Genomic DNA, 25793 nt, shown 5'->3' on the forward strand with positions numbered 1-25793 from the left:
TTAAGTTTTCCTCCCTTTCTGTTTCAAAAGAAAAACCGCCTTTCCTTAGGCGGTTACAGTTAGTGCTTAATCGACATTTCCTGTTGCTGGTTCTTGCTCTTCATTGATTGTACAATCATCTAACCAAGGTTCTATACTCCAAACAGACTTCCGGGCAGCGTATAACGTATTATTATCATTTGTGTAGATGAACATTTCTTCATACCCATCCTTATACACGTCAAATAAATGTGCTGGCAGAATGGCAGCATCAAATGCCCATACCTCATCTTTTTTGCTGCAAACTACAGCTTCCCAGGGTATTCCATCCGTAACTTCATTAGTGAAATATACTCCCGTTTGTTTAAATTCCTCCGAGAACTTACTCAACATCGACCATACTAATGATTTAATCTCATCTTTTAACTGTCCTGTTCTGTAATCAAGCTCAATCTCTTCTGTCCAAAACAGTAAACTAACTTCTAACCACGATTCTTCCAATTCGCTAATGGCCTTAGGTGTCCATCCCATTACATATGGGCGGATATGAAATGGGTGCTCATTATAATCAAAAATCTGAGATTCCGCATCACCACCTACGTACATAAAACCATTATCAGAGACTTCATATTCAAGTTCTGGCGAAAAGTACTTAGATTCAAGAGATAGTGATTTTAGTACATTTGAGAAGTGGAGAATAATTTCCTTAAAGTTTTTTTGGTCGCATTTGAGGTAGGTCTGAATTTGGGAGTATTCGGGCATCTGGTCACATCATTTCTCAATTTTTAATGATTCCAGTATACCCCATTTACTCAAGTCTAACTAACGAAATTTCTGTTATATTAACAAATAGAATCGAACGTTAATTTCAACTAGGTTCAATAAAAAAGTCATTGATCTTCTGGATCTGCCGCCCGTCATCTCTGATCATAAGTTTCGGAACGTGAGTCAGAAATGAATACCTAAACGTAACTTCCATCCGATCATTCTGCGGCCGAGTGCGTGGAGCCTCAATCACCATCATGATTCCAAAGCGCTTCGAAACCACACAGAACCGCCGTTGGCGGAGGTAAAGGAAGAAGGGTGATAAGTCTAGAGGAATGGGCTCTCCGTCTTCCTCTACCACACTACGGTCGATGTCGTAATGAAAGACTAACCCTACATCCTCAATGATTCGGTCTGCCCGCGGCGTGTGTGCTTTATCGGATACCAGATCCGTCTCGATAAACACGCTTGGACGATCAAACTGCCCTGCCAGCCAAAGGGAACGATCTCGAAGAATCGGCAGCTCCGGGTATATCCGCTGCACGAGTTCTGCCCAGGCTTTTAATCCGACATCCATCATGACAGCATCCTCCCCAGCTCCTTCTCCAGACGCTTCATAATTAATGCATTCATGCCACCTTCCAGCTGTTGAACAGCAATATCAAAGTAATGTCGACCAATGAACGATCGTGGCTTAGCCATAAATCCACCCTTTGCCCTGGGATCATAGACAAATGTACCATTCGTTGCCCAATAACCTGGGACAAAGTGAGCCTTGTGGATGGTATAACCGTCATTGAGATGACGTGCGTAAGGAACATTTGAACCGACTTCGATAGTAATAGAATTGCGGTCAATATCCCACTCCCAAATGTTATTCTCCTCTCCACGAGTAAAGGAGTTCCACATCAATCCAGTGTCAATCAGATCCTGTTTATCAATCTCATCGATGACCAGGTTCAAAAGTGTTTCGCCCACAGCCTCAGCAATGTTCTTAAGGATCTGACTAACCCCTTCGTCGCTCAGCTTCTTAAATTTCTTCGCAAGTCCGTCAAAATCATGCACGCTCACTACCTTTCACCTCGCAAGTCACCAACAGCTCGCGCCAGTAACGGCGCGGGTTAGAGTCAATCACCAGATACTTGCGTCCGAACAGCAATACTTCGTCACTGATTTGAACGTCCGCTGTCTTTGGAACCCCGATTGTCTTTTTCACAATGTATATGACAGGAGTGGAATCTGCCTTGGCATCAGTCTGCGTCTTAACAACGAAACCTTTCAGATCTGCGATCTTTCCTACCTTCCGATCGCTGAATAAGTTTTCCGCATCTTGTTGGCGGCCGACCCGGTATACGGCCAGCGGTGTATTCATGCGGTGATTCATAGCAAATAGGCCGTGATGTTCCCATCATCCGGCCCGGACTGCTGCTTCTTGACCCATAGGAAGAGGATAGAGTCCACATCAGCATTGCCCGTGGTCTTCCCTTCTACTGCCTGCCGGGTGTAGGTCCAGGCGCCCTCACTCTCAGCTGAGTAACCGCGGGCGACGGAAGCCAAGTATTCCTCACTATCCTGCAGAGCCAGTGACTCCGCAAGTTTCACCCAGGCCAACATGAGCTGCTTATCTGCCACCTCCGGAAAAGGAACAGGTAAGTACAGCTCAATCCGGGTCTGTGCATCATCAATGTACTGCTGAAGCTGAACGTCAGTTGCCTCTTGTACAGCACTAACGCGGCTACGTTTCTTAAGGAGTGTCGCTTCCAGCATTCGGCACACCGCCGCCTTCCAGCGCCTTTAGTTCATTGATAAGCTCGGGCTTCTTCATATCCGCAAAGCCTTCAATACCGGCTTTCTTCGCCTTGTCCTTCAGTTGGGGAACTGTCAGATCTTCCAGCGGAATGACCTTCTCAGCATTCACTTCAAAATCAGGATGCTCATGCAGTTTTTCCAGCACAACTGAATCTTCCACTAGTACCGGTTTAGCCGGCTCAAAACGAATACTATACAGCCGAAGTGAGGCGTTCTTGCCTCTGTAGGTCACGTATGGCATTAGAATTCCACCCCTTCCACGTAGGCCAAAGCTTGCGGCTCTTCGAAGATGGCATCAAAGTCGGAATGAATCGCATAGAAACGCTTATCAGTCCAGATTGCCTCCTTGCCCTCAGTCGTCTTCCGAATCTGCATGTCATAAGTATGGACCATCGCAAAGTTCGGCTGATATGGGAAGAGAATCGATCCTTCCGGCATACTCCAAACCTCTTCGACCTCGTAGGCGTTGACTTTCTTCGTGCCCCCCAAGATCTGCAACTGAATAGATGCGCTGGTGTCCTTCTCAGCCAACATTTGTAGTCGCTCGCTGAAAGTATTTGGATGCATAAAGTATTTAAATACCCCACCAGCACGATAACGGGTTGGTATCGCACGTTCGACCTCAAACAAAATCCCTGTTTTCTCTTTAGCCGAAAGTGTCTTCCAATCTAAGTAATGACCGGTGGTACGTGCCTTCTTCAACCAACCGTCATTTATGCACAAAAACTCATAATCCGGATCCGTGTTCGAAGTTGCCGTATCACCATTAAAACCGATGTCTTGCATATTCTCACCATAGTTGTTAGCCATAGCCCGCATGATAATATCCTCTGCGTTTTGTCCACGCACCCGCTGAGTTTGGCGAATAAATTCCTCGGTAATATCAAATGGAACAATTACCGGCTCCACTGAATAAGGGATCTGTGGAAAGGTCAAACCAGGCGTGTTGGAAGCCATAATATTCTCTTTTTTACTACGCATGTTACGGCCTCGTACACCCACCTTGTCAATGGTTCCTTTAGAACTCTTCCGATTCTCATGACGAATCCCTTTTAGGAAGCCATTTGCTTCGTACGCCATATCGGTGAAGGCTTCCACTTCCTCATAGTTCAAGGCGTTCTGGTCCATCGGTGTAACGATGGTTGATTTACGAATGCTCGTATTTGCGATATTACCGTTTGTTCTCATGATTTGCATTCCCCCTTTAATTTACAGAAAGCGTCCGAAACTTACGGCGCCTTCTGATTTGCTGATTTCTTCTTGCTCACCTTGCGCAGAAGCACCGCGACTGTTCTTCACCAGTTGTACATCTGCTGCCAGCGTCTGCATCTGCTCACTCAGCGGTGCTAGAGCTTTCGCAATGGCATCCGTTATTGCAGTCTCTTCTACGGTTGCAGCCGGAGTTACACCGCATGCGGGCTGGTCACCTTCGACACCTTCTTCTTTCTTCAGCTCCGCAATCTCTGACGTCAGGCCTTCTACCTGCTTGGCGATCGGAGCCAGTGCGGCTGTTACAGCCTTGGCAATATCTTCAGCTTTCAAATCGTCATCCTCCTCGGGCTCTTGCTCTACAGGAGCCGTTTTATTTTTAAGTTCGGTCAATGCAGCGATCGCATCATCGACGTGTTTCAGGTTGTTGGCGGAAATCTTCTTGCCAGCTTTGGCAATCTGCTCAGGCGGTGTACCGATGGCTTTGACGATATCTTCTTTGGTCAGCACATCCTGCGCAATATCTACAAAATCTTGAAGCGCCTCACGAATAGTATCCACATCGGTTTCCATCCCGCTGTTATAACTGTCCCAATTAAAAAGAACCGAGTTGAGGGCATCCTGCGCCGCCCAAAATTCTCGGTTCTTCCGGTTCTTATGGTATTTATCAGCGACCGCACCCTTTTCGATCAAGCCCAGCGCTTTAGCTATTCGGCTCAAGATTCCCTTGGATACCTCCTCTTCCTCCTCGATCTCTTCCCGCTTACCTACACCCCACATTAAAAAGCCAGTTATCTCGCCTTTCTTGATTGCCTCCCAAGTATCATTTTCAGTCACTTTTACAGCTGCCACCCAGGAGCCCTTCACGATCTCCTGCTCACCGAGTGTCATGTCGCAAGGAGCAATGTAAGACTCAATGACGAAGCCCTTGTCCGCTTCGAGATCGTGCTGCTTGTCGATGTTGTAGGTATGCTGCTTCTCCATGAAGAGATGAGCTGCCTTCTCGATCTCGACTTCATCCATTTGATCGTCATGTGCGTCTGCCACATCTGGCTGATACACCACACCTTTGACAATCCGCTTATCATCATCAATCTTAGCGATTTGAACCTGTTTCTGGATGGCGTTCTTCCCGGCAGACTTGATGATGGCAAACGGCACGCCGTTCGCTCCTTTATCTACCAGAGAGATATGCGTGATTTTAGCATCTTTCAGTTTATAGCTCATATTCTGTTCTCACCTCCTTTCAATAAAAAAGCAGCTATTATTAGATGACTCCTTGCAGAATTTGAATTGTAATGGCATCAAACTTCTAAAAAAATAATAGACTGACCCTAGAAATTGAAACAGCGACAGCAAAGGACGAGAAAATAATGTCCTAGACTGTCGCTGTTTCATTGAACTAACGTGTCCCGTTAGCTTAACCAACTGTAGTGTGGTTTCTACTGTTACATTGTCTTGATAAAGATTTATTGGTCTTTCCGCATCAGTTGAATACTCATCCATATGCATTTAATCTTTCGAGTTTTATGATTCCGCTATGAGCCCCTTTACCTTCGATTCAAAAACCAGTTCATACTGTTGCCGTTAGCGCAATGACTGCAACCAAACCACACGCGATCATGATACCACATATTGGAATTATTCTGCCCGTTAGTTGAGAAAAGGCTGCCATTCGGCAGCCTTGATACAGTAGAACTATAGTGTTGCGTTAGTGGAATATACAATCTCTGATGTTAAGTTGAGTCAACCCTATTTACTTTTATCGGTGGTCAATAACGATCGTTTAATCTTTTGGTTTTATTTCGATCAGCATCTCTAACTCAGGAATATACATTCTTTTCATCGTATCGTCTTCTTGCTTATAAATAGAAATATACGGCTTCACAATGACAGACTGAGGAACATCATCGAAGGGTCTAAATTCAGCATTCATAGAAAACACCTCCGTACCAGGAATCAGAGTTCCGGCTAAGCCCCCTGACTTTTCAACGATATTTCCAGATTGATCCTCGATCACATAATCAAAATAGCGTCCTTCGGTAAGCTTCTCTATTTCATCCGAGTTCTCGATATTAACCACTAGTTGTGTCATGATTGGTGTGAATTCCAGACTTTTAACAGTAAGTTTTACTCTATTCCAGGTCTTCTCGGCATGAGGAGGTGTAACCTTATATACTTCTGCGGTTTTCTCGACAGGTATCTCGAACTGGAACGGCATTTCCTCCATGCCATTAAGTAATAAAGTAAACCCTAGTTGAAACGTTTCCGGGAACGAATACATCTCACCAGTACCACTATCCACCTCGGAGTGGCTGACGCTAATAACTGCTGCGCCTTCGCTTGGATTCGATTCATCTATTTGGGTATGTCCGCCTGAGAGGATCATTGGAAAGTCTTTACCATCGATTTTGACAAACGCCTCATACTTAACCGGAACACTTCCTCCTTCATTGTTCTTCATATGTAACACGAACGAGACATTTGATCCCGTATATATGACCTTCTTTATGCTTAGAGTGAATTCATTATGCGTTATGCTGTAGCTGGTCTTCGAGAGTAACCCTCTTTGATCGGCAGTCTCAAGCCCCACATTACCCGTAAGTTTAAATAATCGATCCATGATAGGAATTCCCTTCAAAGTCTGGGCGATTGTAGTCGAGACGAATGCTGAACTGAACAAGCAGACGAATAGAATCGCTGCGGCGGCAGCTACCAATGTAACTTTGCGTTTATTACTTGCAGTCTTTTTTATCGGTTCTAGCTCAGCAAACGCCTCCATCAATTTCAACTCTACGATCTCTGGTATGATTTCAGGTTCTTCTGCACGAAGTTCCAACAATTTGTTTTTCAACTGAAAGTCATTCATGCCTCATGCTCCTTTCTTTCTGAATTGGACAACCATTCAAGTAATTGCTTACGGGCACGATACATTCTCGTTTTTACTGCTCCCTCTGTTAGATCTAAAATATTGGAAATCTGTTTCATCGTCATATCGTGAAAATAGTGTAAAATAACAACGATACGCAATGGTTCGTCTAGATCATTCACTAGTTCCCGGAGATCGATGTTCTCATACCCTGGTTCAATATACGTGATCCTCTTAATCTCATCAGCCTCTCCTTGCTTGTGCTGGTTCCCTAGTATCCGATTGCACTCATTGATCAGAATACGGAATATCCACGTCTGGAAATAATCCGGTTGTTGGAGGGAGTGCAATGCCTTGTACGCTTTAAGTACTGTTTCTTGAATAGCATCGCCGCAGTCCTCATCAGTATTCAATAGGGTTCGTGCCATACGATACATGGGCAACTTAATTTCGGTGATGAGACGTATAAATGCTTCATGATCGCCTTTTCTTGCCTTTTTTATATCTTGCTTATTGATCACATCGATGATTCTCCTTTGCCTTATTAATTATGATAACACCGTTCAATCAATTGTTAGATACGAATTATTGCCAAAAGGTTACAAACAATTTCGTTAATCTTTCAATATAACAAAAACTGATCGTATGGATCGTCGTTCCGTCTGAAATCCAACTTCTTAATAACTTCAGAAGTTGCATATCTTCAAAATTCCAACAATATTGAAGCGACACGCAGAAGTTACCACACGGATTAAATCTAAAAAGCCTTTTTATCAATCCTACACTATCAATGTGTATACATAATAAAGATAGATTGTACAAAGATAACTAAACTATCCTGCCAGTTAGCTTAATGATCATCATCAGTCTATTACTCTATTTACTCAGCCTTCTGTTCCTCATTCAAAATAATCCCCTCCACTTTTTTTGTAATTCATATTAACTAAAAGAAGAAGGTTAGTCAGGAAATCACCTTTTCATTTCAATACAGATTGCATCGTGCATCGACATTTGATAATTTCCTCGGCACGTCCAGATGGATCTCCGGGGAACATCAGCTTGCTTTTACCGACTTCATAAGGCTTATCCAACGGTTGCACCTGGCCGTTGGCCTTACGGTGTGTCTTCCGGGTGCGATCCCCCTTGGAAGACCTCCATTTCTTCCCAGTTACCACCTCGGACTGTTTCCAGCCCTCCAGCTTACCACCATTGGCAGCAGCCGTGCTCATTGTGCGAGAAACGGTAATGGCCCTTTCCATATTGAATGGGCCGGCATCACCTTTGGCGGCTGCTGCACTGATCTCACGTACCAGCAACGCCCGCTCAGAAGGGGTCTTTCCCTCCTTAATAGCTTTCTGAAAAGCCCGGGTCATGACATCCTTGCTGGTCCCGTTCATGTCAGGTACCAGCTTCTTGAGGTTCTTCGCAAAACGGGATGCAGCTTTGTTCTTGGTGGACCAGGTCTTGTCGTTGTTCAGCACTGTCAGCTCAGATTCACCTGCCAAGTGAAACAGCGGCGTGAAGGAATCATATACCGCCTGTTCAAACTGGACAGTGAACAAATCACCGGACTGTACGGACTGTATAACCTTGCCCAGTTCCCCGATATCAAGCAGCAGCTCCTCACTGAGTTCCAGAATCGCATCATGCAGCGCCTTCCCCTGAAGCTCAAGAATCTCAACAATCCGATTCTCTCCTTGCTTGTAGAGTTCTTCCAGCACCGCGCGCTCTGCATTGGTCAGTTCCAAGCTGTCTAGAAACTCAGTGTCGTCCGCTTTGGCGATGAGCTCCCAGCATTCCTTACACATGGCCAGTTACCTCATCATGGCTCTGGCGAAGCAGACGCTTAGCAATTGTGGATACCTGCTCCTGCAGATCATTCACATCGGAGTCAGGTTCTGGCACAGTTAATGCATGCTGACTATTAATCAGTTGAGCAATCGGTGTATCCAAATATTCATCAGTGTATTTTGACTCATCGACCGTTGTATCAAGTACCTCTTCAGCGATCGGGATTAAATCTCTGATCAACATAATACCGCGGTCTGCGATAAAGTCCAGCAGCGCCTTGCGGTCTTCCGGATCAATAATACGCGGTCCACGTAAAGTCGCCCGTACGCGGAAGATGCCCATGGCAGGGAATAGGCGTTTATTAAAGATCTCGTCCATGATCCACTTGCGGTACGGTTCAAAGACCTGTTCCTCTGCAAATCGCAGTGCAGCTTGCGCCGTTGCACGGTTGTAATCGGAACTCTGACCAACCAGGATTGGGGGCAATCGGAACGAGGATAGGATATCAGCTTTCTTGTCCTTCCCGTATTCCAAGAACAAGGCATCTTGCTGTAATAGATCATTCAGTTTGTCCAGCTTAATAGACACCTTTTCGACTTTCTCATCTAGCGGTCCACCAGTCTCTTCCCCGATGGCTTCCAGATAAAGAATGCCTCCTTGGGACTGCGAACCTTTTACATTCTTCAGCAGCTCCATCGATTGCTTGGTCAGTCGTCCGTTGGTCACCGTTAGCAGCATGGAAAGCATTCGGCCGTTACTGAAATAAGAAACATTGAGTTCCTCCGCCTCTCGACTACCAACCACTCCAGGTGCATTCCCAAACCAGCGCGGTTCACCATAAGGACCATCATTTCCTAACTTTAAGGGAATGATCTGGTTCCCTTGACCCTCGGTTCCAAACGGCCGAAACCATACCACAGACTGCCCTCTCTTCATGGCATACTTCCGGGCATAGATATCTTGGGAGAATTCCTCGATCTTCTTCGATGACCGGATCAGCCGCTTACGCTTGATCGTCACCTTATCTGTCTCCCGTTTACAACGAACGAATTTCGGATTGATTCGGTAGAGTGTCGGGAACTCACTGCCGGCAGGCCAGGCCACCTCAACATTTGCATTCCCGCTGCTCTCGATGTCCTCAATCAAGGAGCCGATAATCTCATCCGGCGTATCCTCAAGGTTACAGGTCTCCAAGAACTTATCAGCCTTGTTCCACTCCTCCTGCGCGGTCTGATCACTCTCACCAGGGAGGTACTCCAAAGCAATACCATATCCAGCAATGTTTCGCTTGTATGCCTCGATGCACTGCGGAATGATGTTACTGTTCTTGACCAACAGTTTGCAGGAGGCAGGGTCATTGCCTGGTGGAAACGGAAGCAGCCCGTGCTGATCGTATAGGTTTTCAAAGCTATCCGATAGCTGTGCACTCGAGGGGATATGCCTTTCCTCTGCTTTTGATATTTGAAACCACTGTGCCTCGCCACTCATGCCTTACACCCACCCCACATCATGATCAGATCGCTCCTCTCTCTCTTTTTTACGTTGCTTCACACGCTGCAACAGATAATCCGTATGGATACCGTATCGGCGTGCATCACAGGTATGGTCGTTTTGCTTAATAGGCTTGTCTTCGCCCCGTTCAGCAGCCTTTTCATCCCATACGTAAGACACCAACTCCTGAAGCGAATTGGTGTTATCAGCACAGATATAAAGTTCATTATTCTGAAATCGGTTAGATACCGTCTGAATACCATCTAGTACAGTATTCACAGCAGCTCGGATATTGTTAATACCGCGCTTCTTCAACTCAATAATAAAAGCCTTTGCTGATGGGTCGATGAAGATTGAATACTCATCACCATCAAGAAAGGCCTCAAGGTAATCCGCATATTCACCATTCGTTTTCTCACCCTTATGGCGGATATTGTGGTAATACTCATCCAGTTCATAATAGACATTCCCGTTGACCCCGTATTTTAGGAATGCTGTCGGGTTGTTAGCCCCATAGTCGATACAAATGAACTTTCGATCAAACTTGGACGGAAACCAGTCCCGCGGCTTTTTGTGAATCGCATCATTAAACTTGGAGAAGATTACCCCTTCAGCCATGACCCAAAGCCCTAAGATGTACCGCTGATAGAAGATCCCGCTGTACATGCGACGGTACCGCTCACGCACCCGCTCGGAAAGAGAGAGATTATCCTCCATTGTAAAATGTAGGTGCAGTGCGTGCTTCTTCTGCAACTGTTCCAGCCATTCCTTTTTGAACCAATGATAAGGTCCTGCGGGGTTGCAGTTGAACCAGAGCTTTGCACCATCTACGGAACAACGAGCAGTCGCTTGATCAACAAAAGACTTCGGCATGAGTGCCACTTCATCGAAGAACATCCCGGCCAGCGTTATCCCGGCGATTAGATCCTGAGAACTTTCATCGCGTCCACCAAATAAAAAGAACCGGTTGCTTATTAAGCCCCGGGTCACAGTCAAAACATTTTCAGATCTATTATCATGAACATGATACCCACGGCTGGCCAACATGCGTTTCAGTGGACCGACTACGTTACGCCGGAGCGCACCGATGGTCTTCCCTGACATGCCGAACTGTTCTCCTCGGAAGGTGTCCATCCCCCATGCTATAAAGGAGAATGACATGCAGACCGTCTTACCGGCGCGGACCGAACCATCACAGATGATTGCGTCTTTATCGTGGTGTGGGCTTTCAGGTGTCCACCATGTCAGCACTTTAAGCTGCTTATTCGAGAAAGGGGACCACTTGAACGCCGCTGGTTTGAGTTTAAGCTTCGCCATCGTCGCTCCACACCCCCGCTGCCATGCCTTTCAGCGCATCGATAAAACCATCATCCTCAAAGGCTTCCTTACCTCCACCACCGCGCAACATTTGCAGCTCATACTCCATGGTTTCTATGCGGATACGCTTCTCGTCGTCGATCAATCGATTTTTGAGTTCAATGGCCCGAATCTTCTTATCCTGGATGCGGGTCAAGGCCTCCTCCAGCTTTACGATGTCGTCTATCTTGCGGAAACCCTTCTCCTCAATCTTCGACTCCATCATTTCATTTCGACTGTGTGGGATCTTCTTCGTAATGCCGGTCTTCTCATCATAGATCTCCGCGACTTCCTTGATGGCCTTCATCTCGTAGAGCACACTGCGCTCGGTCTCGGATAACCCATCCATCAGGGATTTGATCCGGTGCATCATGCGGCGCTCACGGATCGCTAGGAGGTAAAGAGACTCATTCGCTTGATTGATCGGGTCAGTGTCCACCTGATCAATGAGCTGCTGCTCCGTTTCGGTCAGGGTATCCAACCAGATAGTTTCATGCTCACCAGTAGTAACGGCCTTTTTATTACCGACTGGCCCGCCAGCACCACCGCTGTTTCCCTTGGCGTTTTTATTGCCAGTGGGAGCCCCGCCTCGATTACCGACTGCGTTTCTGTTCCCTTTGGGAGCACCGCGATTTGGAACGTTCCCTTTCATTTCAACTGGAACGCTCCCTTTAGATTCAGGTGGAACGTTCCCTTTGAGTTCCTCTTCCCAATGGTCAATTGACTTCCATTTACGCACCTTATTTTCGCCAACAAAAAGAGCGGCGGCGATGTCCTTAAGCTTCATCGTCCCGCCGTTCTCGAGCCACATCTGCTTTGCCTTATCCCGTTCGGGACTACGTTCTCTAGCCATGCTACATGTCACCACCCCCGATAAAAATTTGTTTACCTTAAAGGGTTCAGTCTATTTTCATAGAAATAAACTATACTTTGATAAAATTGTGTTAGGAGATTTAGAAATGAGCGAATATTATCCACCAATGCATTTAAAAGAATCCTTTCATTGCATATTTTGCAACGTATACACTACTCATGAATGGATTAGAACTTACCGTCAAGTCCCAATGGGATATAGTCAACTATCTGAACTCTATGTCTGTATGTGCAAACATTGCAATAAAAAATCTTATTGGCATGATGAAAAAATGATTTTACCCTCATCTGCCGGTGCTCCTAATCCTCATGAAGACATGCCAGTTGTGTTGATAGATGACTACTTGGAAGCTAAAGGAATTGTTAATCTTTCCCCAAGGGGCTCTACAGCACTTTTAAGACTTGTTTTGCAAAAGCTGATGATTGAGCTCGGAGAATCAGGAAAAGACATCAATAAAGATATTGGATCTCTAGTTAATAAAGGTCTCCCTGAAGAAATCCAACAGGCTCTGGACATTGTCCGTGTTATCGGTAATGAGTCTGTTCATCCCGGCGAACTTGATCTTCGGGATGATCTAGAAACTGCTTTACAACTCTTTGAACTAATCAATTTTATTATTGAAGAACGTATTTCACGCAAAAAGCGGATTTCTTCACTCTTTTCCCGTTTACCTGAGGCAAAACTGAAAGGTATTGAAGTTCGTGATAAGGACAAGCCAGTAACCACCTAAAGCTCATCCTTCTGTAACTCAATATCTATCTCAATCAGCTTCTTCAGGTCGTCCACCGTCTTGATTTCAATTCGACCATCCTGGAAGTCCTTGACCCATTTAGCTATGCCGGCTTTAATAATTTTACGATACTGCGCCTTGCTCTCCAGGATACCGGCCATAACTTCAAGCTCATGCTGCAATAAAATTTCATCTTGTGTTCCCATTTACGTACCCCTCGACTTTCCGTTATGATGGAATGCGAGACAGCGGATGTCTGAGAATGCCACGCGTGGCGCGCCGCTGTCTCAGCCGGGGGATACCCTGGGTGATGGGGAGGACGTTAACGCGTCCTCCTTTTATTTTGGGCAAAAGAAAACCACCTAGTATAAAGAGGTGGTTAGAAAGCAATTGCAGCAGTTATCAAATTCCAAATAACTCTTTCAGCATCTGACTCAGCTTTTTAAAATAAGCTTGATAGTGATCTTCTTTTGTTGTATTTGTAACATCAACTGATGATGTCACTGTTTTTTGTAAAGGACCCGAAACACCCATCGCCAAATGGCGATTTGCCAATGTATAGGCGATATTTAAAACTAGATCCAATCTTGAAAACCATACACTTGTTCCATACTTAGGTCCATCAGGATACCCAGCGATTAAAGGTGCTAACGAAAAACTCCCTGTTTCAGTAAAGGCATTTGCAGGTAATGCAGCCGCCATACATAACCATTTTGAGAAGATTTTATTATTTCTGTTCTCACTCAATAACTTTTGAGAAGCGGAAGCAAGAGTAAAACATCCTAATGAATGTGTAACAGCAAAACCAAGAGCAGTAGGTACTTCTTGTTTAATTCTCTTTAGGAAGGGGAAGATATAATCGCCTGTCAATGAAGCACGTCTTTCCAATTCTCTCCAAAATACACCGAGAACTAAAGGTTCCAAATCTCCTCCTGGTATCATTCCTAATAATAATTCGATAGCTGCTCGAATTATTGAATCACTTTCATCAGTTAACTCTGTATCATAACTTACAAGATAAATATCATGATCTGCATAACGACTATCGCTAAATACATCAACATGATCTTCAAAGTCCCTATAAAAAGAATAGGCATCGTCAAGCGAAGCATTATAACCCATTCCATGAACCAAAATACTTGGATACTTATTCTTTGGAAAGACATGGCTTGCAATATCAATTTTTTTGGCTCCTACTGAGGACTTGGGATTAGGCAAATGATAAATAGCTGGTTCTGGAGATCTTCTAATATCATTCTTGACCATATGCCAAACTGTTTCGATTATTTCTTGCTCGACGTAGTTACTTCTTATTAACACCCTTAAAGCAGCGGTGTGATACTCGATTGTTCGTTCCATAACCCGAATCCTTATTTTATCTAAAGAAGCTAAGCACTGGCTAATATTACCTAAAGAATCAGTTATATCACCTATCGTATTCTTATAAAATTGATCCGCCATTTGCCCAACGTCTCTCACTGCACCTTTAGCTTCGTTTGACCACTTCCCTAGTGATCCGCCAATTTTCATTCATTAACCCTCCTTAATAAATTTCACTGTGGTTAATGTTTAACTGATGAAATTAAAATATTCATTCTAATGCCTTTGAGCTAAAAATCTTACTTTATCTGTTTAACCATTGAACTATTAATTCCTTAGCAATTCGCTTCATCATCAATGGTGGTACACTCATGCCACATACATATTGCACATTAGCATCCATAAAATTATAGTCGGCCGGAAAAGTCTGCATACGAATAGCATCCATATCGCTGATGTGTCGCGGTTGATCCGTCCGTAAAAACACAGATGAACTGGCTAGAGTGTTCGCTACCTTCTGATCTTTTAGTAGGATCGTATTGAAGTTGCTTATTTTCCCTTCTTCTCGTTCAGTCACATCGCCCATATTCAAATCTGGTGGACGTCGTTTGTGCCAGCGGGTATATGTCTTGCTGTCTGGATTTATCAGAGATCCATCTCCACTACGAATATCTCCATATAGTATAGGCGGCTCGTTGAATTCCAATTGGAGCGATGGAAGGTTTTGATCCTCCCGAGAAGCGATAAAGAAAAGACGTTCCCTTTTTTGAGGAACGCCCATAGTAGCCGAGTTTAGTAGAAAGAGTTGTGGATTATACCCAAGCTCTCGAAATCGAGACAAAACCAGACTAACGAACCCACGAGCCTTACCAACCATCATTCCCCGAACGTTCTCAGCGACAATTACTCGAGGTCGAAGTTTCTCTGCAACGTCCAAGAAATCGAAGAAAAGATCATCCAGTCGCTGCACTGCCTGTCACTCGCGGAATGCATGCTCCCCACCCCACTTGTCCTCTCGATCTCCTGCCATGGAAAACACGCTACAAGGCGGCGAACCATCCAAGATATCTAGGTCAAACAACTCAGGTGGAAGCTCTTGATTAGGCAACGCCTTGAAATCCTGAATGGGCAACAAAAATGGATACTTCGGCTTATGATTCTGCCGATAGATCCGCATCATCTGTGGGTCGATCTCTACATTGCCCAGCACCGTGTATCCTGCCAGCTTATATCCCATCGTAGAGCCACCGCCACAGGAGAAGCATGAAAATACCGTTCTCCCATTCTTCGGGACGTTGGAAATTTCTGATAGCCGCCAATCCCATGCTGGACGACTCATGAGGCACCTTCCTGATCAAAGACAAATCCGCAGCGTGGGCATTTACAATCAAAACGAGATTCATCGAATTCACTCAAATCCAGCTCTCGGTTCTGAAAGTCTCCAAGCTGATCGGCAGCCGGCTCAGTGAAATCAGCGATTAACCTCTCGGCTTCTCCTGCATCAAAACCGGACAGCGCCAGATCAGCCCCACCCTCTTGCAGCTCACCTAGTAATTGCGCCAGCGCCTCGTCATCCCAGCGACCAGACACTTTATTTAGTGCCAGATTCAGCATCCGCTCCCGCTCCGGGTCTAGTTTGACTACTGATACAGCCAGCTCTGTGAGACCCTGCTCATTGACCAGCACCTTATATCGCTGATGGCCACCGACCATGTTGCCAGTCTGCTCATTCCAGACGATCGGGTCAATGTAGCCGAATTCATCCAGGCTGCGGCGAAGCTTCTCGTATTCTGGATCTCCCGGCTGAAGGTCGACGCGTGGGTTATAGATAGCTGAATTGAGTTGGTCAATCGGTATAATTCTGATGTCCATAAGGACCCTCCTTTGAGTTGAGTTGGATTTGGGATATGGGTATGCAAAGAGAGAGCCGTACAGCAACGCTGTGGCCCTGTCCTGACGCTTTATGCTCTTGTCGCTACATTCGAACACCTAGAACATACTTGCCTGTAATTGACTTATATAATGTTATATGAGCAAAAGAAAAAGCACCACAATGGGTGCTTTTATTAGAATTACAATTCTATCTTAATAGTAATATCATCATTTTTAATTACAAGAGTGAGTACATCAAACTGTATTTTTTGGTAGCTCGTAGACGCAGATCTTGAATATGTTGACTCAAGAACTTTAATTTGTTTTTCTGATAAATCGTGATCTTCATCTTCCCAATTTATTCCTACATTGTAGTACGGAGTATTGGCATAATGTTGCCCACTCAAAGATATAGTTACATCCTCTATACTGATATCATCGTTATCAGCAGTTTTAAATCGAACATTTGCCTTAAAAGTATACCCTCTTTTTTTATACAGATTATGAATTGAGTTATATTGCTCAAGAGCTTTTTTATCACTTAATTTCTCCCCCACTATATCCCCCCCCCCTTCGACATCATATTTCGACATCTAGGAAGTTTTTCCCTTCTGACACTTCACTCTTGAACAAAACTGTGCGGTTCCTTCCCATCTGCCCCATATGCACCCTGTACACTTATTCGGCTGCCGGGGCGGATCTTTTAACCACCGCTTCTTCTTCAAATCGATTCCCCCAATACAAAAAAGCCGCCCAATAATGAGCGACTTCGAAATATATATTCAATTCAATCATGCCATGAGTCCGATCTATAGAACGGCGTCCGCTCCGCATCCGCAGCAAATGCACTACGCTCTTTGCTTAAAATCTTTACGGACTTTGTAACAAAGGAGGACAAGACCATTCTACTGAGCCAATGAAATAAGAGTCAAAGCCACCAACGATGAATATAAGGCTTTAGTACATCTATTTACATCTCATTCTTTTTATTGCTCACTATTTCGCTTAAGCACTCGTCTTAGCATTATTGACTTTTTTAGCAGCCGTCATCTTCTCTCTCATTTGCAGAAGCATTTCAATAAGCTCTTCACGGCCGATGAGACGTACATTATTTGACTTTGCTAGCTTATAAGCCTGTTCAGTATAATCTCTGTTCGTTACAACCCAAGCAGCTGAAGCACCGTAATGTGAAACTGCCCCACGAACCTCTTGCACTGCCTTTAGCCCGACATTTTTACTGTAGCGTTTGGCTTGGACAACAATTTTTTTGCCGTCTTTGGATAAGACCAGATCAGCACCGTAGTCACCCGCTGCTTGTGTAACTTCAGCTTTGTATCCTTGAGATCGAAAGAGATGACCAAGGTATTTCTCGAACTGAACACCTTCCATTTTATCAATTTCAGCGATACCGGATTTCTTTAAGCGTTCAGCACGTTTTTGCCCTATCACAATCATTAATGCAACTACAACAGCCACGCCAACAACCGCTCCAATTATAGCCCCCTGTAAGGTTTTGGTTAAATAGTATCCTCCAAGTGCTAACCCCATTGCTGCTAAGCCAGCCACCCCTTGAAAAAACTCTTCTTCTTGTTTTGCCTTACTCTTTCTTCTTGCCATTCGAAACCCCTCCGCTATATCTTCATATAGTCCAATATTCGTCATAAAGGAAGGATTTTCCTCTTTTGGTGTCGAACTTTAGACCTATAAAAGAAGAAAATGGAGGTACTAATGGATTTCATCGAAAGATTAAGTGAAGCTTTAAAGCCAGTCGCTGTTGGGTTAATTGCTGGTGCTGCTGCAATCGGTATGATTTTCAAAGTGTTTGAATCATTTTTATAGAAAAAGCGAGAGGAGGTACGCCCCGGTTAATGCTGCAGCGACGCAGCCGTGCGTGTCACTCTCGCCTGATTTCCATGCTCTTATACTATCATGGGGAAACAGTCAAATGGTGTTCAACCTACAGTCAACTTGCAGTCATATTTCTCAAATAACATATTCAAAAGAGAATAGAAAAAAGGGATTATTTTAAAATCTAATGATTTGAAGGTGAAAATGTGTCAATTCAAAAGAATGTTGACGATTTAAAGGAATGGTATCATCAAAAACAACCTATTTACTCTAACCTTGCAAGCAAAATAGAATCTATTATTAAAGAACTCTTTAAAGCTGAAGGGGTTACATACTACTCAATATCTAGTAGAGTTAAGGATTTAGATAGTTTTATAAAAAAAGCACAGAAAGAGAAATATCATGACCCAATCAATCAAATTCAGGATCTCGCTGGGATTCGAGTAATTACTTATGTTAGGAAAGAAGTAATCAAATCTTGTGATATAATAAAACCTTTATTTAAGATTGACGAAACTAACAGTGTAGATAAAAGTAGTGAGTTGGGGAAGGACAAAGTAGGATATCGCTCAGTTCATTATATTGCTACTTTAACGGATGAAAGATTAGCCTTGCCGGAATATAAAATGTTCAAAAATTTAGTTTTTGAGATTCAGGTTAGAACATTACTTGAACATGCATGGGCGGATATATCTCATGATAGAAGCTATAAATTTAAAGGGGATTTCCCTCCAGAGTATGATATTGAACGTCGATTTGCTCTGGCATCAGCAACATTAGAACTTGTTGATAGAGAGTTCGATTCTATTGTAACTACTTTAGATAAATACGAGAATGAAACTGAGGAAAAAACGAAAAGGGGAGAATTAGATTTACCTATTAACGCTACTTCCGTAAACAATTACTTATTACACACCCTTGCTAAATATATTGAAATGGGTAAAGTTGAACCATCTTTTAATGGTGCTGAAGCAAATGTTATTGATGAATTATTGGATTTTGACTTAAGCAATCTAGGTGAACTCGATCTACTCATTTCTAGATTTCTCAAAGAGGCACCAATGATTTTTGAGCGTACAAATTTTGTTGGATTGTTAAGGAATTTAATGATGCTTACTGATACAGATAAATATTTTAATAAAGCTTGGAATCAACATTGGGCTTCGATCGATGCTGGTTTTTTACAAATAGCTAGTGATTATGGTATAGATATGGGAGATTATATAGAAAATAATCAAATAGACATCTATGTAGATGAAGAATATGGTTATTACATTGATCACGAGGATATTTGAGCATGAGAGAACCCAGTTTTAACATAATAATTTTGTGTTAAAACTGGGTTTTGTTTTTAGAAATAATAATAGGTGAGCACTGTCAATCAAAAAACTTAACCCCCACATATTATTGTCAATCAAACTTCCTCGTCATCCTTCTCAAAGAATCCCATCAGCTTCAATGTATTGGAAATACTCCTGATACCCTCATCGAGTTTACGCCGAATAGTACTGTCACTGAGACCGTAGCGGAAGAATAGTATTGTCTCCTTAAAAGAATGTCCCTCAATATATCTATGTTGAATCGCATCACGTGCCTCCTTGTCCTGGATCAGACTAGTTGCCCGCCGAATAACCCCGGTATAGAGCTGGTACTGCTCGTACACCCAACGTTGTTTTTCGATTAGAATAACGGCATTTACAGTCTTGTCAGCGTGCAGTTCATCTTGATCAATCCGTCGTGCGACTTCTCCGTCAGTAGCCACTTGCTGCATATCTCGCGTGAATTTTTCGTAATCATTCATTAAAAGTAGCATACTTTTACATTTACAAAGGAGGAACTTTGTCCGCTGGATCTCTGTCTCACTCGCTGTTGGAAAAAGCTCATCCTGTTGCCAAACCATCGCCATCCCCCTACTCCCCTTTATGTTATAATATCAAGAGGAATAGTTTGGTAGAATGACCCCCGCCCCAGCCAAGGATATGGGGGTCTTTGTATGTCTCAGTATTTTTCAAGCTGCTTAAGCTTCTTCCGCAACTGCACATTCTCCAGCAGTAACCTCCAATTTTGCTCTCTTAAATCTTCCTGTGACTGTAGCGAATCGCTAGTTTTCTGCCCAACCACACGTAACGTCCGGACTTCATTATCCTTCTTCACTAAGTACCCTTTATCTACTAATTGTTTTACTAATGAATGCGCAGTAATAGGCAAGCCGCTGCATCCGCACTCCCGTCCATCACAACAGTATTCAGGCTCATATTCGATGGGTTTTCCGCATTCCATACACTTATCTGCGCTGTATATCTGTCTTCTCCCCCTTCCCTTTTTCTCAGGGTCACCCGGACCTCGCCAAAAGCTCTCTACTTCATCCTAGGTTGCGTTTTGATATTTTTCTTTTCCGTTTTAACCACTCTTTTTTTCATATCCAAACATATTATTTTATATAACTAAAAGAAGGAGGAACAAAAATGCTTAGTGTTATCAACTTTAATAATTCTCTGCTTACGAATTTGGACGACACTGGAATCTCTCTTACTACCGTACCGGGGTTATTACTCGAATTTGGTATATTCGTAGCAACACCAATAAACGTTCTAAACATTCTTTCGTGTATTGGTTCCGATCCACCCACTAATTCAGTTGTTGCAACTTTTGAAGTCTACCTTGATGGTGTGCTTACGGGACAAACGATGATTGAGGCCGTGAACGAATCCCAACAGATTACTTTTTCAACGATAGTGTCGAATGTAACTCCAGGCCACCATGTTATCCAAGTATTCGGTTACGCGGATACAGCTAATGAATTTATTTTAGGTGGTCCTATTAACGCTACTGCAACAGTGTATGGGTAATGGTTTGATCGGCCTCATTCATCTTAATGAGGCTGACTTTCATGTCCTTCCCAATTCCAGTCTTACTGCAGGTGCATTTCAATAAGTTCAGCACCTTTAACCATCCAAAATGCTCTCCTTCCGGTTAACGTTTGCTTCGCTTTCTTTCACCGATTTTCTTAATAATGTCAGCCAAAATAATACCGCTCCGCGTGAGCTCCGCATCCTTTTGGATAAGTCCTCTTTTATTCATGATGGCCAGCTGCCCGCCGGAAACCATGATCAAGTTATCCGGATCGAAGTTCCGCCTATCTCCATCCCCGAAAATGACTGCATGCCCCTTCGGAACCGAGCGGCCGCAGTGCTGCTCCCAAACGATTAGATGCTTCCTGCGCCACATATTCGGATCAGCAATCTTTATATCTACATAATCATCCCCGTTAACCCTCTCAGAGCCTACAGAAACATAATTGTGCGGCTTATGGCCCTTCTTGAATTGAGTATCCTCACCGCCGGTCCATAACTTCTTCTTTCCCTTATTGGGTGGAATGCTACCCGGTTTGATCCTGGCATCGATTCCGCTCTTCAACCCGTTATTTTTGATGAAGGCTCTCATTTGAGAAGGCTGGATCTCCACGTCGAACTTCTCATTAAACATTGAAGTCAATTCCAGAACATATCGTCCATGAATGTTGGTGCTGATAAATTCCTTGTGCTCCAAACTGTATCGGAACATTGATTATCCCTCCAGCATCTTAGGGATAGCCGTATTTGCATTCATCTTGTCATCAGAAAGCTTTATTGCATCTAGCACAAGGGAACCATTAGCAATAACTTGAGAAGCGACACTCGTTACAGCCTTTGCTCTGCTAATCTCGTCAGCCAGTTTCTCTCCGGTCAATTCCTCATCACTCAGGCGCTCTAATTGAGCAAATAAATGATTATTCAAATCTCCCAATGTGTTTCGCATAGTCGACCTCCCACTGATTTGAATTTTGCATCTTCCGCCTTAACAATTGTCGTTAGACATAACATTGTTTCCATATTATTGAATCTATTCTCCTAAATCTTCGTAATAGATTCGAGGTGATACAATGATATTTAAAAAAATGAAACGTTGGGTAAAGATTGTATTTGGACTCCTATTCTTCTTCACAATACTAGGAGTAACTGGGTTGATTGGCATCATGATTTTTCTAGCTTTCATTGATGACCAGGCAATCACCAACACAGCTTTAATTAATAGACTCACTTTGCTTCTAGCAGGATTATCTTTACCTGGGTTGATTGTCCAACTCCTTTCATTCCTCACTATTAATGATAAAAAAACTTTTACCTTAGAAAAAAAGTGTCCCCATTGTAAGCAACTCATTGAATTAAAACTTACCGAAGATTGAACGGATGGGATTTACTCCATCCGTTCTTTAATTACTCCCATAGGGGCAGTTTCTTTACCCTTACCCGTAGCCCTTCCATCGAAGGTTTCGGATCACTAACAATGAAATAATCTCCATTATGCTCCACATGAGAGTACACCCAGCGACTCTCTCCTGTGGAATCTTCGGACAAGTATTCAATAGAAGAACCAGACGTATAATAAGCATGCTTTCCGGTTGTGTACCTACCATCTTTCCCTTTGTGAAGAATACCTTGTTCAATCAGAGGTGCCGTCACTTGGCGTATATACCGCCTAACCTCGTCCAATTTACTGCTAATCTGATAAAACATCCCCCGAAGATACATCTCTTGTGGATCCCCTTGGTTGTAACCTCCCTGATTTTCAGCTTCATTGATCATATTTGTAACCCACTTAATTCGAGGTTCCAGCTTCTCTAGCTCTACTTGTATTAGGTTTTTCATTTCTTCACTCCCCCTTCCTTAATACATTTAACTCCGTCGAATATTGATAAAAGGTTTCTCTATCTCGCTCATCTAGCGCTTGGTCGATCAGTGTCCGTAACTGCGCAATCCGATGTTTCCGCACTGCCGTTTCCCACACAACTTCGATATATTTATCAATTGCCAGTGCATAAACCCCAAAGATCAAGGTGGCACCTCCCTAGGTAAGAGAAAAGCAGCTTACGCTGCTCCTCCACCACCCTTCATTTTCTTTGCTGCCAGCTTGCGATATGCCGTCCATCTGGTCGATAGTTGCCCACTGGTCATGCCATTTTCACTAGCAATTTCGCGCCATGTCTTATCTTCCTTGATGCGTTTCTCCAGAAGAACAGGGAATGGGATTGGCTGTCCATCATATTCGACTTCAGGAAAAATTGGGCGTTCCGCAAGGATAAAAGCATCCAGTACTTCCTTACTCGTCTCATCTGCAACAGCTTCACGTAGATCAGAGCTTTCACCTTTAAAGACTTGTTCCCCTGATTCATTAGGATCACCCTCGTTATCTTGGCTGTCAGTTCCAGCTCCATCATTCAGCCAATCCGGTTTGAGGTCTGCGCCCTCTGAATGCTCATCAGAACCGCCATCATTTATATCTTCTTCAGATGATTGAACGTCATTAGCTCCTTCTTCTTCTGCATCTGGTTCAACAATTTCAAAATTATCATCCTTCTGCTCGCCATCCGAAGCACCTTCTTGCTGTTCGAATAGCTTGCCTTGATCTGGATCTTCTTCACCAAGCTTCTCTGTGCTCATCACGATACCGGAAGCATCAGTTGTGACACGACGGTCAGTGACTTCCCGGTATATATCTCCGTCCTCTTCATCGAAATCAAAAGCAGCCTGCGGATCTCCCATGAAGACATTGATCTTTTCCCCTTGATTGCTGCTGAGGAACAAGAAATTTTCTTGCATAACCTTCAGTGGCACAAGCAATTTAACTTCAACGTCGGCATCTCCAACTTTAATTCCTTTAGCAATAGTTGCACTGAATTTTGCATAATCCTTTATCATATCGATCTTCCCCTCAAGTTTTTTATTGGAGTTGCTTGATCTTCACTTCAATGCGTGGTCGTGCGCTGTACCGTTTCCTTACGTATGCGTCCACAACTTGGCTATCATCCTTCCATATGATGCCTTTCAGTGCATCCTTAACACCCTTCAGATAGTTGTCTGCATCAGGCTTAGTCACTGGAAGAATATCACCACGCGATGTACAGCATAAAACATTCTTCCACGAGCTTGGACACGTGCTCCGCCATGTTGGGGATCAGCGTCAGATTTCGGAGCTTTTCCAGCAAATGCAAGAAGCTGATGCCGAACGATTCAGTCTTTACGCAGCCATCCCCTTTTTCATGCTTGAAAAATTGCAGCTCCCTGCTTTCGAAGAAGAAGCGGCAGGTATAGTTGCAACCGTATTTCAGGTTCCTCCAGAATTCGCACTGTTGCGTCTGAAACAGATTCGCGAGCGTATTGCTAGCGCTGAATTCATGACGGCTTTTACATATACTGCTGTGGCCAAGGAAAACACTTTACCATACACGACAACTCCTGAGCCAATCATACGAGGTGTTTACGGGCTTGACGATTTATCTAGACCCCACACGCTTATCATTGAACAACGTGGAGGCTTTAAGTGGGATCAGCCACTCTACATCGAGGTTAATGGAACCTTTAAAAGCGTGGATGTCCATCCAAACTCTAATCGGAATAGCGCTGTTGTTCGTTCAAGTGATCTTTTAATCCCTCCGAGCCGTTCTGGATACGTAATGATCGACATGGAGCGAATTGCTTCTCGACATGGACAAAACGCAAACAAATTGTTTCTAACCATAGAAGCTTTAGAAGATGCTATTAATTTTTAATTTAGGAGGACCTACTCATGGCCAGCGTATTTAAAATACCTGCAAAGAACAAACAAGGCTACAAGTGGAAGTGTGTCATGGAGGGTCCTCCTGATCCGGTCACAGGCAAGCGCCAACAGGTACCGAGGGTACGTGATACACAGAAGGAAGCCATCGCCGCAGCTCAGGCAGTTGTGGATCGTATGAAGGGTGGAACAGATACAAAGCGAGCCAAAAAAATGAAATTCAATGAGGCTGCTCAAGAATGGCTACAAGATTATATTATTACTAGCGGAGTTAAAGGAAAAACTGTGGAAGCTCATGTGTCCGACATTAATTTGCTGAACAAATATTATGGTGGAGCTAATATTGATAAAATAACACATAACCAACATCAAAAAATGCTCAACAATTTGTTTTCAGAAGGATATGAAATAAATTCCATCTATCGTTATCACTCAACAGCAAATTTAATTTTCAAATGGATTATCAAAGAAAATTTACGCATTGATAATCCTTGTCAAAACATTAAAATGCCTAAAAAACAAAGGACAGTTTTAGAAGCTAAAAACAATGCACTGGAAGAAAAATTTCTGGAAAGAAGTGAAATTGAAGAATTTCTGGAAGTACTACAAAATCACGGTTTAGGTGATGATCTAGAGACGTTTTATTTTTTGCTGTTTAGCGGAGTGCGACCAGGAGAATTTTGTGCTTTAGAGTGGCCTGATTTCAACTTCGAAACTCATGACGTTCATATTTATAAAACACTTCACTTTCCACAGGGTGGAAGTGGCGCGTACCAATTAACACCTCCAAAGACTACCGGATCCGTCCGCACCTTTGATGTGGATGATTTCATCGTTGAGATGTTTAAGCGGTTAAAGATAAAACAGTCCGCTCGACATAAAAGATACAAGGAGCTCCACGATGATTTTGTAGAGACTCAGTTTATTTTGACCAATAACAACGGAACACCATTTACAAACTGGAAGTTAGTTAATCGTATGGCTCGTCTAATGAAATTAACAAATATCAAGAAGCACGCAACTCCTCATATATTTCGACACACGCACATCACGATGCTAATCGAAGCAAGTATCGCGTCTGGCTCTCAGATTGATCTCAAAACGATTATGAAGCGTGTAGGTCACGATGATGCAAAAACCACACTCAATAATCCCAAGGATCTGCCGAGAATGTGATTTTTCTGTGATTTCAAGATAAAAAAAAGACTCAAAATCCCTTGTAAACACTGATATATCAAGGTTTTTTGAGTCTTATACAATTTATTATATTAATATATTGGGGCAAA

At 43.5% G+C, this 25793-nt stretch carries 33 protein-coding genes and 2 pseudogenes; 6 read left to right on the plus strand and 29 right to left on the minus strand.

Annotated features, from left to right (window positions below):
* Positions 1-66: 66 nt before the first annotated feature.
* The 14 genes from H70737_RS15800 to H70737_RS15865 all read right to left on the minus strand — a co-directional run bounded on the left by H70737_RS15800 (position 67) and on the right by H70737_RS15865 (position 12122).
* Positions 67-741, minus strand: a complete 675-nt coding sequence (locus H70737_RS15800; protein ID WP_042188662.1) for a hypothetical protein — start codon at positions 739-741, stop codon at positions 67-69.
* A gap of 106 nt (positions 742-847) precedes the next feature.
* Positions 848-1324 (minus strand): hypothetical protein, encoded by a 477-nt coding sequence (locus tag H70737_RS15805; protein WP_042188665.1) that lies wholly within the window; start codon positions 1322-1324, stop codon positions 848-850.
* Positions 1321-1815 (minus strand): HK97 gp10 family phage protein, encoded by a 495-nt coding sequence (locus H70737_RS15810; protein WP_042188667.1) that lies wholly within the window; start codon positions 1813-1815, stop codon positions 1321-1323. Before H70737_RS15810 ends, H70737_RS15805 begins: the two co-directional genes overlap by 4 nt.
* Positions 1802-2116, minus strand: coding sequence for a hypothetical protein (locus H70737_RS15815; protein WP_231573279.1), 315 nt, complete (start codon positions 2114-2116; stop codon positions 1802-1804). The genes H70737_RS15810 and H70737_RS15815 overlap by 14 nt, the downstream gene beginning before the upstream one ends.
* 8 nt (positions 2117-2124) lie before the next feature.
* Positions 2125-2511 carry a hypothetical protein gene (locus H70737_RS15820; RefSeq protein WP_042188672.1) on the minus strand — a complete coding sequence of 129 codons (387 nt, stop codon included), beginning with the start codon at positions 2509-2511 and terminating at the stop codon, positions 2125-2127.
* Positions 2489-2794: a Rho termination factor N-terminal domain-containing protein gene (locus H70737_RS15825; protein WP_042193994.1), complete on the minus strand. Its 306-nt coding sequence runs from the start codon at positions 2792-2794 to the stop codon at positions 2489-2491. Before H70737_RS15825 ends, H70737_RS15820 begins: the two co-directional genes overlap by 23 nt.
* Positions 2794-3741, minus strand: a complete 948-nt coding sequence (locus tag H70737_RS15830; RefSeq protein ID WP_042188674.1) for a xkdg — start codon at positions 3739-3741, stop codon at positions 2794-2796. Before H70737_RS15830 ends, H70737_RS15825 begins: the two co-directional genes overlap by 1 nt.
* A 21-nt stretch (positions 3742-3762) precedes the next feature.
* Positions 3763-4989 carry an XkdF-like putative serine protease domain-containing protein gene (locus H70737_RS15835; RefSeq protein ID WP_042188676.1) on the minus strand — a complete coding sequence of 409 codons (1227 nt, stop codon included), beginning with the start codon at positions 4987-4989 and terminating at the stop codon, positions 3763-3765.
* A gap of 559 nt (positions 4990-5548) precedes the next feature.
* Positions 5549-6631 (minus strand): DUF4179 domain-containing protein, encoded by a 1083-nt coding sequence (locus H70737_RS15840; protein ID WP_042188678.1) that lies wholly within the window; start codon positions 6629-6631, stop codon positions 5549-5551.
* Positions 6628-7152 (minus strand): sigma-70 family RNA polymerase sigma factor, encoded by a 525-nt coding sequence (locus H70737_RS15845; RefSeq protein ID WP_231573280.1) that lies wholly within the window; start codon positions 7150-7152, stop codon positions 6628-6630. The genes H70737_RS15840 and H70737_RS15845 overlap by 4 nt, the downstream gene beginning before the upstream one ends.
* 456 nt (positions 7153-7608) lie before the next feature.
* Positions 7609-8439: a phage minor head protein gene (locus H70737_RS15850; RefSeq protein ID WP_042188680.1), complete on the minus strand. Its 831-nt coding sequence runs from the start codon at positions 8437-8439 to the stop codon at positions 7609-7611.
* Complete coding sequence (locus H70737_RS15855; protein ID WP_042188682.1) at positions 8432-9910, minus strand: phage portal protein; 1479 nt, start codon at positions 9908-9910, stop codon at positions 8432-8434. The genes H70737_RS15850 and H70737_RS15855 overlap by 8 nt, the downstream gene beginning before the upstream one ends.
* Before the next feature lie 3 nt (positions 9911-9913).
* Complete coding sequence (locus H70737_RS15860) at positions 9914-11230, minus strand: PBSX family phage terminase large subunit (RefSeq protein WP_042188684.1); 1317 nt, start codon at positions 11228-11230, stop codon at positions 9914-9916.
* Positions 11217-12122, minus strand: coding sequence for a phage terminase small subunit-related protein (locus H70737_RS15865; RefSeq protein ID WP_081951135.1), 906 nt, complete (start codon positions 12120-12122; stop codon positions 11217-11219). Before H70737_RS15865 ends, H70737_RS15860 begins: the two co-directional genes overlap by 14 nt.
* Positions 12123-12228: 106 nt before the next feature.
* Between H70737_RS15865 and H70737_RS15870 the strand changes: the two genes are divergently transcribed.
* Positions 12229-12873 carry a DUF4145 domain-containing protein gene (locus H70737_RS15870; protein WP_042188685.1) on the plus strand — a complete coding sequence of 215 codons (645 nt, stop codon included), beginning with the start codon at positions 12229-12231 and terminating at the stop codon, positions 12871-12873.
* Here the strand turns inward: H70737_RS15870 and H70737_RS15875 are convergent.
* The 7 genes and pseudogenes from H70737_RS15875 to H70737_RS15900 all read right to left on the minus strand — a co-directional run bounded on the left by H70737_RS15875 (position 12870) and on the right by H70737_RS15900 (position 17682).
* Positions 12870-13079, minus strand: coding sequence for a hypothetical protein (locus H70737_RS15875; RefSeq protein WP_042188687.1), 210 nt, complete (start codon positions 13077-13079; stop codon positions 12870-12872). The genes H70737_RS15870 and H70737_RS15875 overlap by 4 nt on opposite strands.
* Positions 13080-13275: 196 nt before the next feature.
* Positions 13276-14403, minus strand: a complete 1128-nt coding sequence (locus H70737_RS15880) for a hypothetical protein (protein WP_042188689.1) — start codon at positions 14401-14403, stop codon at positions 13276-13278.
* 94 nt (positions 14404-14497) lie between these two features.
* Positions 14498-15532, minus strand: a pseudogene (locus tag H70737_RS15885) (DNA cytosine methyltransferase).
* On the minus strand, positions 15529-16065 hold the full coding sequence (locus H70737_RS15890) for a ParB N-terminal domain-containing protein (RefSeq protein ID WP_042188690.1): 537 nt from the start codon (positions 16063-16065) through the stop codon (positions 15529-15531). Before H70737_RS15890 ends, H70737_RS15885 begins: the two are co-directional and overlap by 4 nt.
* Positions 16066-16265: 200 nt before the next feature.
* Entirely contained in the window at positions 16266-16622 is a 357-nt protein-coding gene (locus H70737_RS15895) for a hypothetical protein (RefSeq protein WP_156113123.1), read from the minus strand.
* A 121-nt stretch (positions 16623-16743) separates the two neighbouring features.
* Positions 16744-16908 (minus strand): hypothetical protein, encoded by a 165-nt coding sequence (locus H70737_RS30745; RefSeq protein WP_197071207.1) that lies wholly within the window; start codon positions 16906-16908, stop codon positions 16744-16746.
* Between the two features lie 162 nt (positions 16909-17070).
* A complete protein-coding gene (locus tag H70737_RS15900; protein WP_081951286.1) occupies positions 17071-17682 on the minus strand; it encodes a restriction endonuclease in 612 nt (203 codons plus the stop codon).
* 437 nt (positions 17683-18119) lie between these two features.
* On the opposite strand from H70737_RS15900, the gene H70737_RS15905 reads away from it, so the two are divergent.
* On the plus strand, positions 18120-19208 hold the full coding sequence (locus H70737_RS15905) for a GTP pyrophosphokinase (RefSeq protein ID WP_052404310.1): 1089 nt from the start codon (positions 18120-18122) through the stop codon (positions 19206-19208).
* Positions 19209-19327: 119 nt separating this feature from the next.
* Here the strand turns inward: H70737_RS15905 and H70737_RS15910 are convergent, their stop codons facing one another.
* A complete protein-coding gene (locus H70737_RS15910) occupies positions 19328-19819 on the minus strand; it encodes a hypothetical protein (RefSeq protein WP_042188695.1) in 492 nt (163 codons plus the stop codon).
* A gap of 92 nt (positions 19820-19911) precedes the next feature.
* Positions 19912-20193, minus strand: coding sequence for a hypothetical protein (locus H70737_RS15915; RefSeq protein ID WP_042188697.1), 282 nt, complete (start codon positions 20191-20193; stop codon positions 19912-19914).
* A 185-nt stretch (positions 20194-20378) separates the two neighbouring features.
* On the opposite strand from H70737_RS15915, the gene H70737_RS15920 reads away from it, so the two are divergent.
* Positions 20379-20762, plus strand: coding sequence for a hypothetical protein (locus tag H70737_RS15920; RefSeq protein ID WP_042188699.1), 384 nt, complete (start codon positions 20379-20381; stop codon positions 20760-20762).
* Between the two features lie 124 nt (positions 20763-20886).
* Here H70737_RS15920 and H70737_RS15925 read toward each other — a convergent pair whose 3' ends face one another.
* Together H70737_RS15925 and H70737_RS15930 are read right to left on the minus strand one after the other, a co-directional pair.
* Complete coding sequence (locus H70737_RS15925) at positions 20887-21477, minus strand: HNH endonuclease signature motif containing protein (RefSeq protein ID WP_042188701.1); 591 nt, start codon at positions 21475-21477, stop codon at positions 20887-20889.
* A 3-nt stretch (positions 21478-21480) separates the two neighbouring features.
* On the minus strand, positions 21481-21711 hold the full coding sequence (locus tag H70737_RS15930) for a hypothetical protein (RefSeq protein ID WP_042188703.1): 231 nt from the start codon (positions 21709-21711) through the stop codon (positions 21481-21483).
* A 124-nt stretch (positions 21712-21835) separates the two neighbouring features.
* Between H70737_RS15930 and H70737_RS15935 the strand changes: the two genes are divergently transcribed.
* Complete coding sequence (locus H70737_RS15935; protein WP_042188705.1) at positions 21836-22138, plus strand: hypothetical protein; 303 nt, start codon at positions 21836-21838, stop codon at positions 22136-22138.
* Positions 22139-22169: 31 nt separating this feature from the next.
* Here H70737_RS15935 and H70737_RS15940 read toward each other — a convergent pair whose 3' ends face one another.
* The 4 genes and pseudogenes from H70737_RS15940 to H70737_RS30365 all read right to left on the minus strand — a co-directional run.
* Positions 22170-22601, minus strand: coding sequence for a DUF5348 domain-containing protein (locus tag H70737_RS15940; protein WP_042188707.1), 432 nt, complete (start codon positions 22599-22601; stop codon positions 22170-22172).
* A 4-nt stretch (positions 22602-22605) separates the two neighbouring features.
* Positions 22606-22788, minus strand: a complete 183-nt coding sequence (locus H70737_RS15945; protein WP_042188709.1) for an IDEAL domain-containing protein — start codon at positions 22786-22788, stop codon at positions 22606-22608.
* A 32-nt stretch (positions 22789-22820) separates the two neighbouring features.
* Entirely contained in the window at positions 22821-23651 is an 831-nt protein-coding gene (locus H70737_RS29845; RefSeq protein ID WP_052404311.1) for a hypothetical protein, read from the minus strand.
* Positions 23652-23673: 22 nt separating this feature from the next.
* Positions 23674-23835: pseudogene (locus tag H70737_RS30365) on the minus strand (RusA family crossover junction endodeoxyribonuclease); the annotation flags it as partial.
* On the opposite strand from H70737_RS30365, the gene H70737_RS29850 reads away from it, so the two are divergent.
* Both H70737_RS29850 and H70737_RS15960 read left to right on the plus strand, forming a co-directional pair.
* Entirely contained in the window at positions 23807-24502 is a 696-nt protein-coding gene (locus H70737_RS29850) for an ImmA/IrrE family metallo-endopeptidase (RefSeq protein ID WP_081951136.1), read from the plus strand. The pseudogene H70737_RS30365 and the gene H70737_RS29850 overlap by 29 nt on opposite strands.
* A gap of 17 nt (positions 24503-24519) precedes the next feature.
* On the plus strand, positions 24520-25683 hold the full coding sequence (locus H70737_RS15960) for a tyrosine-type recombinase/integrase (protein WP_052404313.1): 1164 nt from the start codon (positions 24520-24522) through the stop codon (positions 25681-25683).
* The last annotated feature ends 110 nt before the right edge of the window (positions 25684-25793 follow it).

It is taken from the genome of Paenibacillus sp. FSL H7-0737, assembly GCF_000758545.1.
Classification (GTDB): Bacteria; Bacillota; Bacilli; order Paenibacillales; family Paenibacillaceae; genus Paenibacillus_AQ.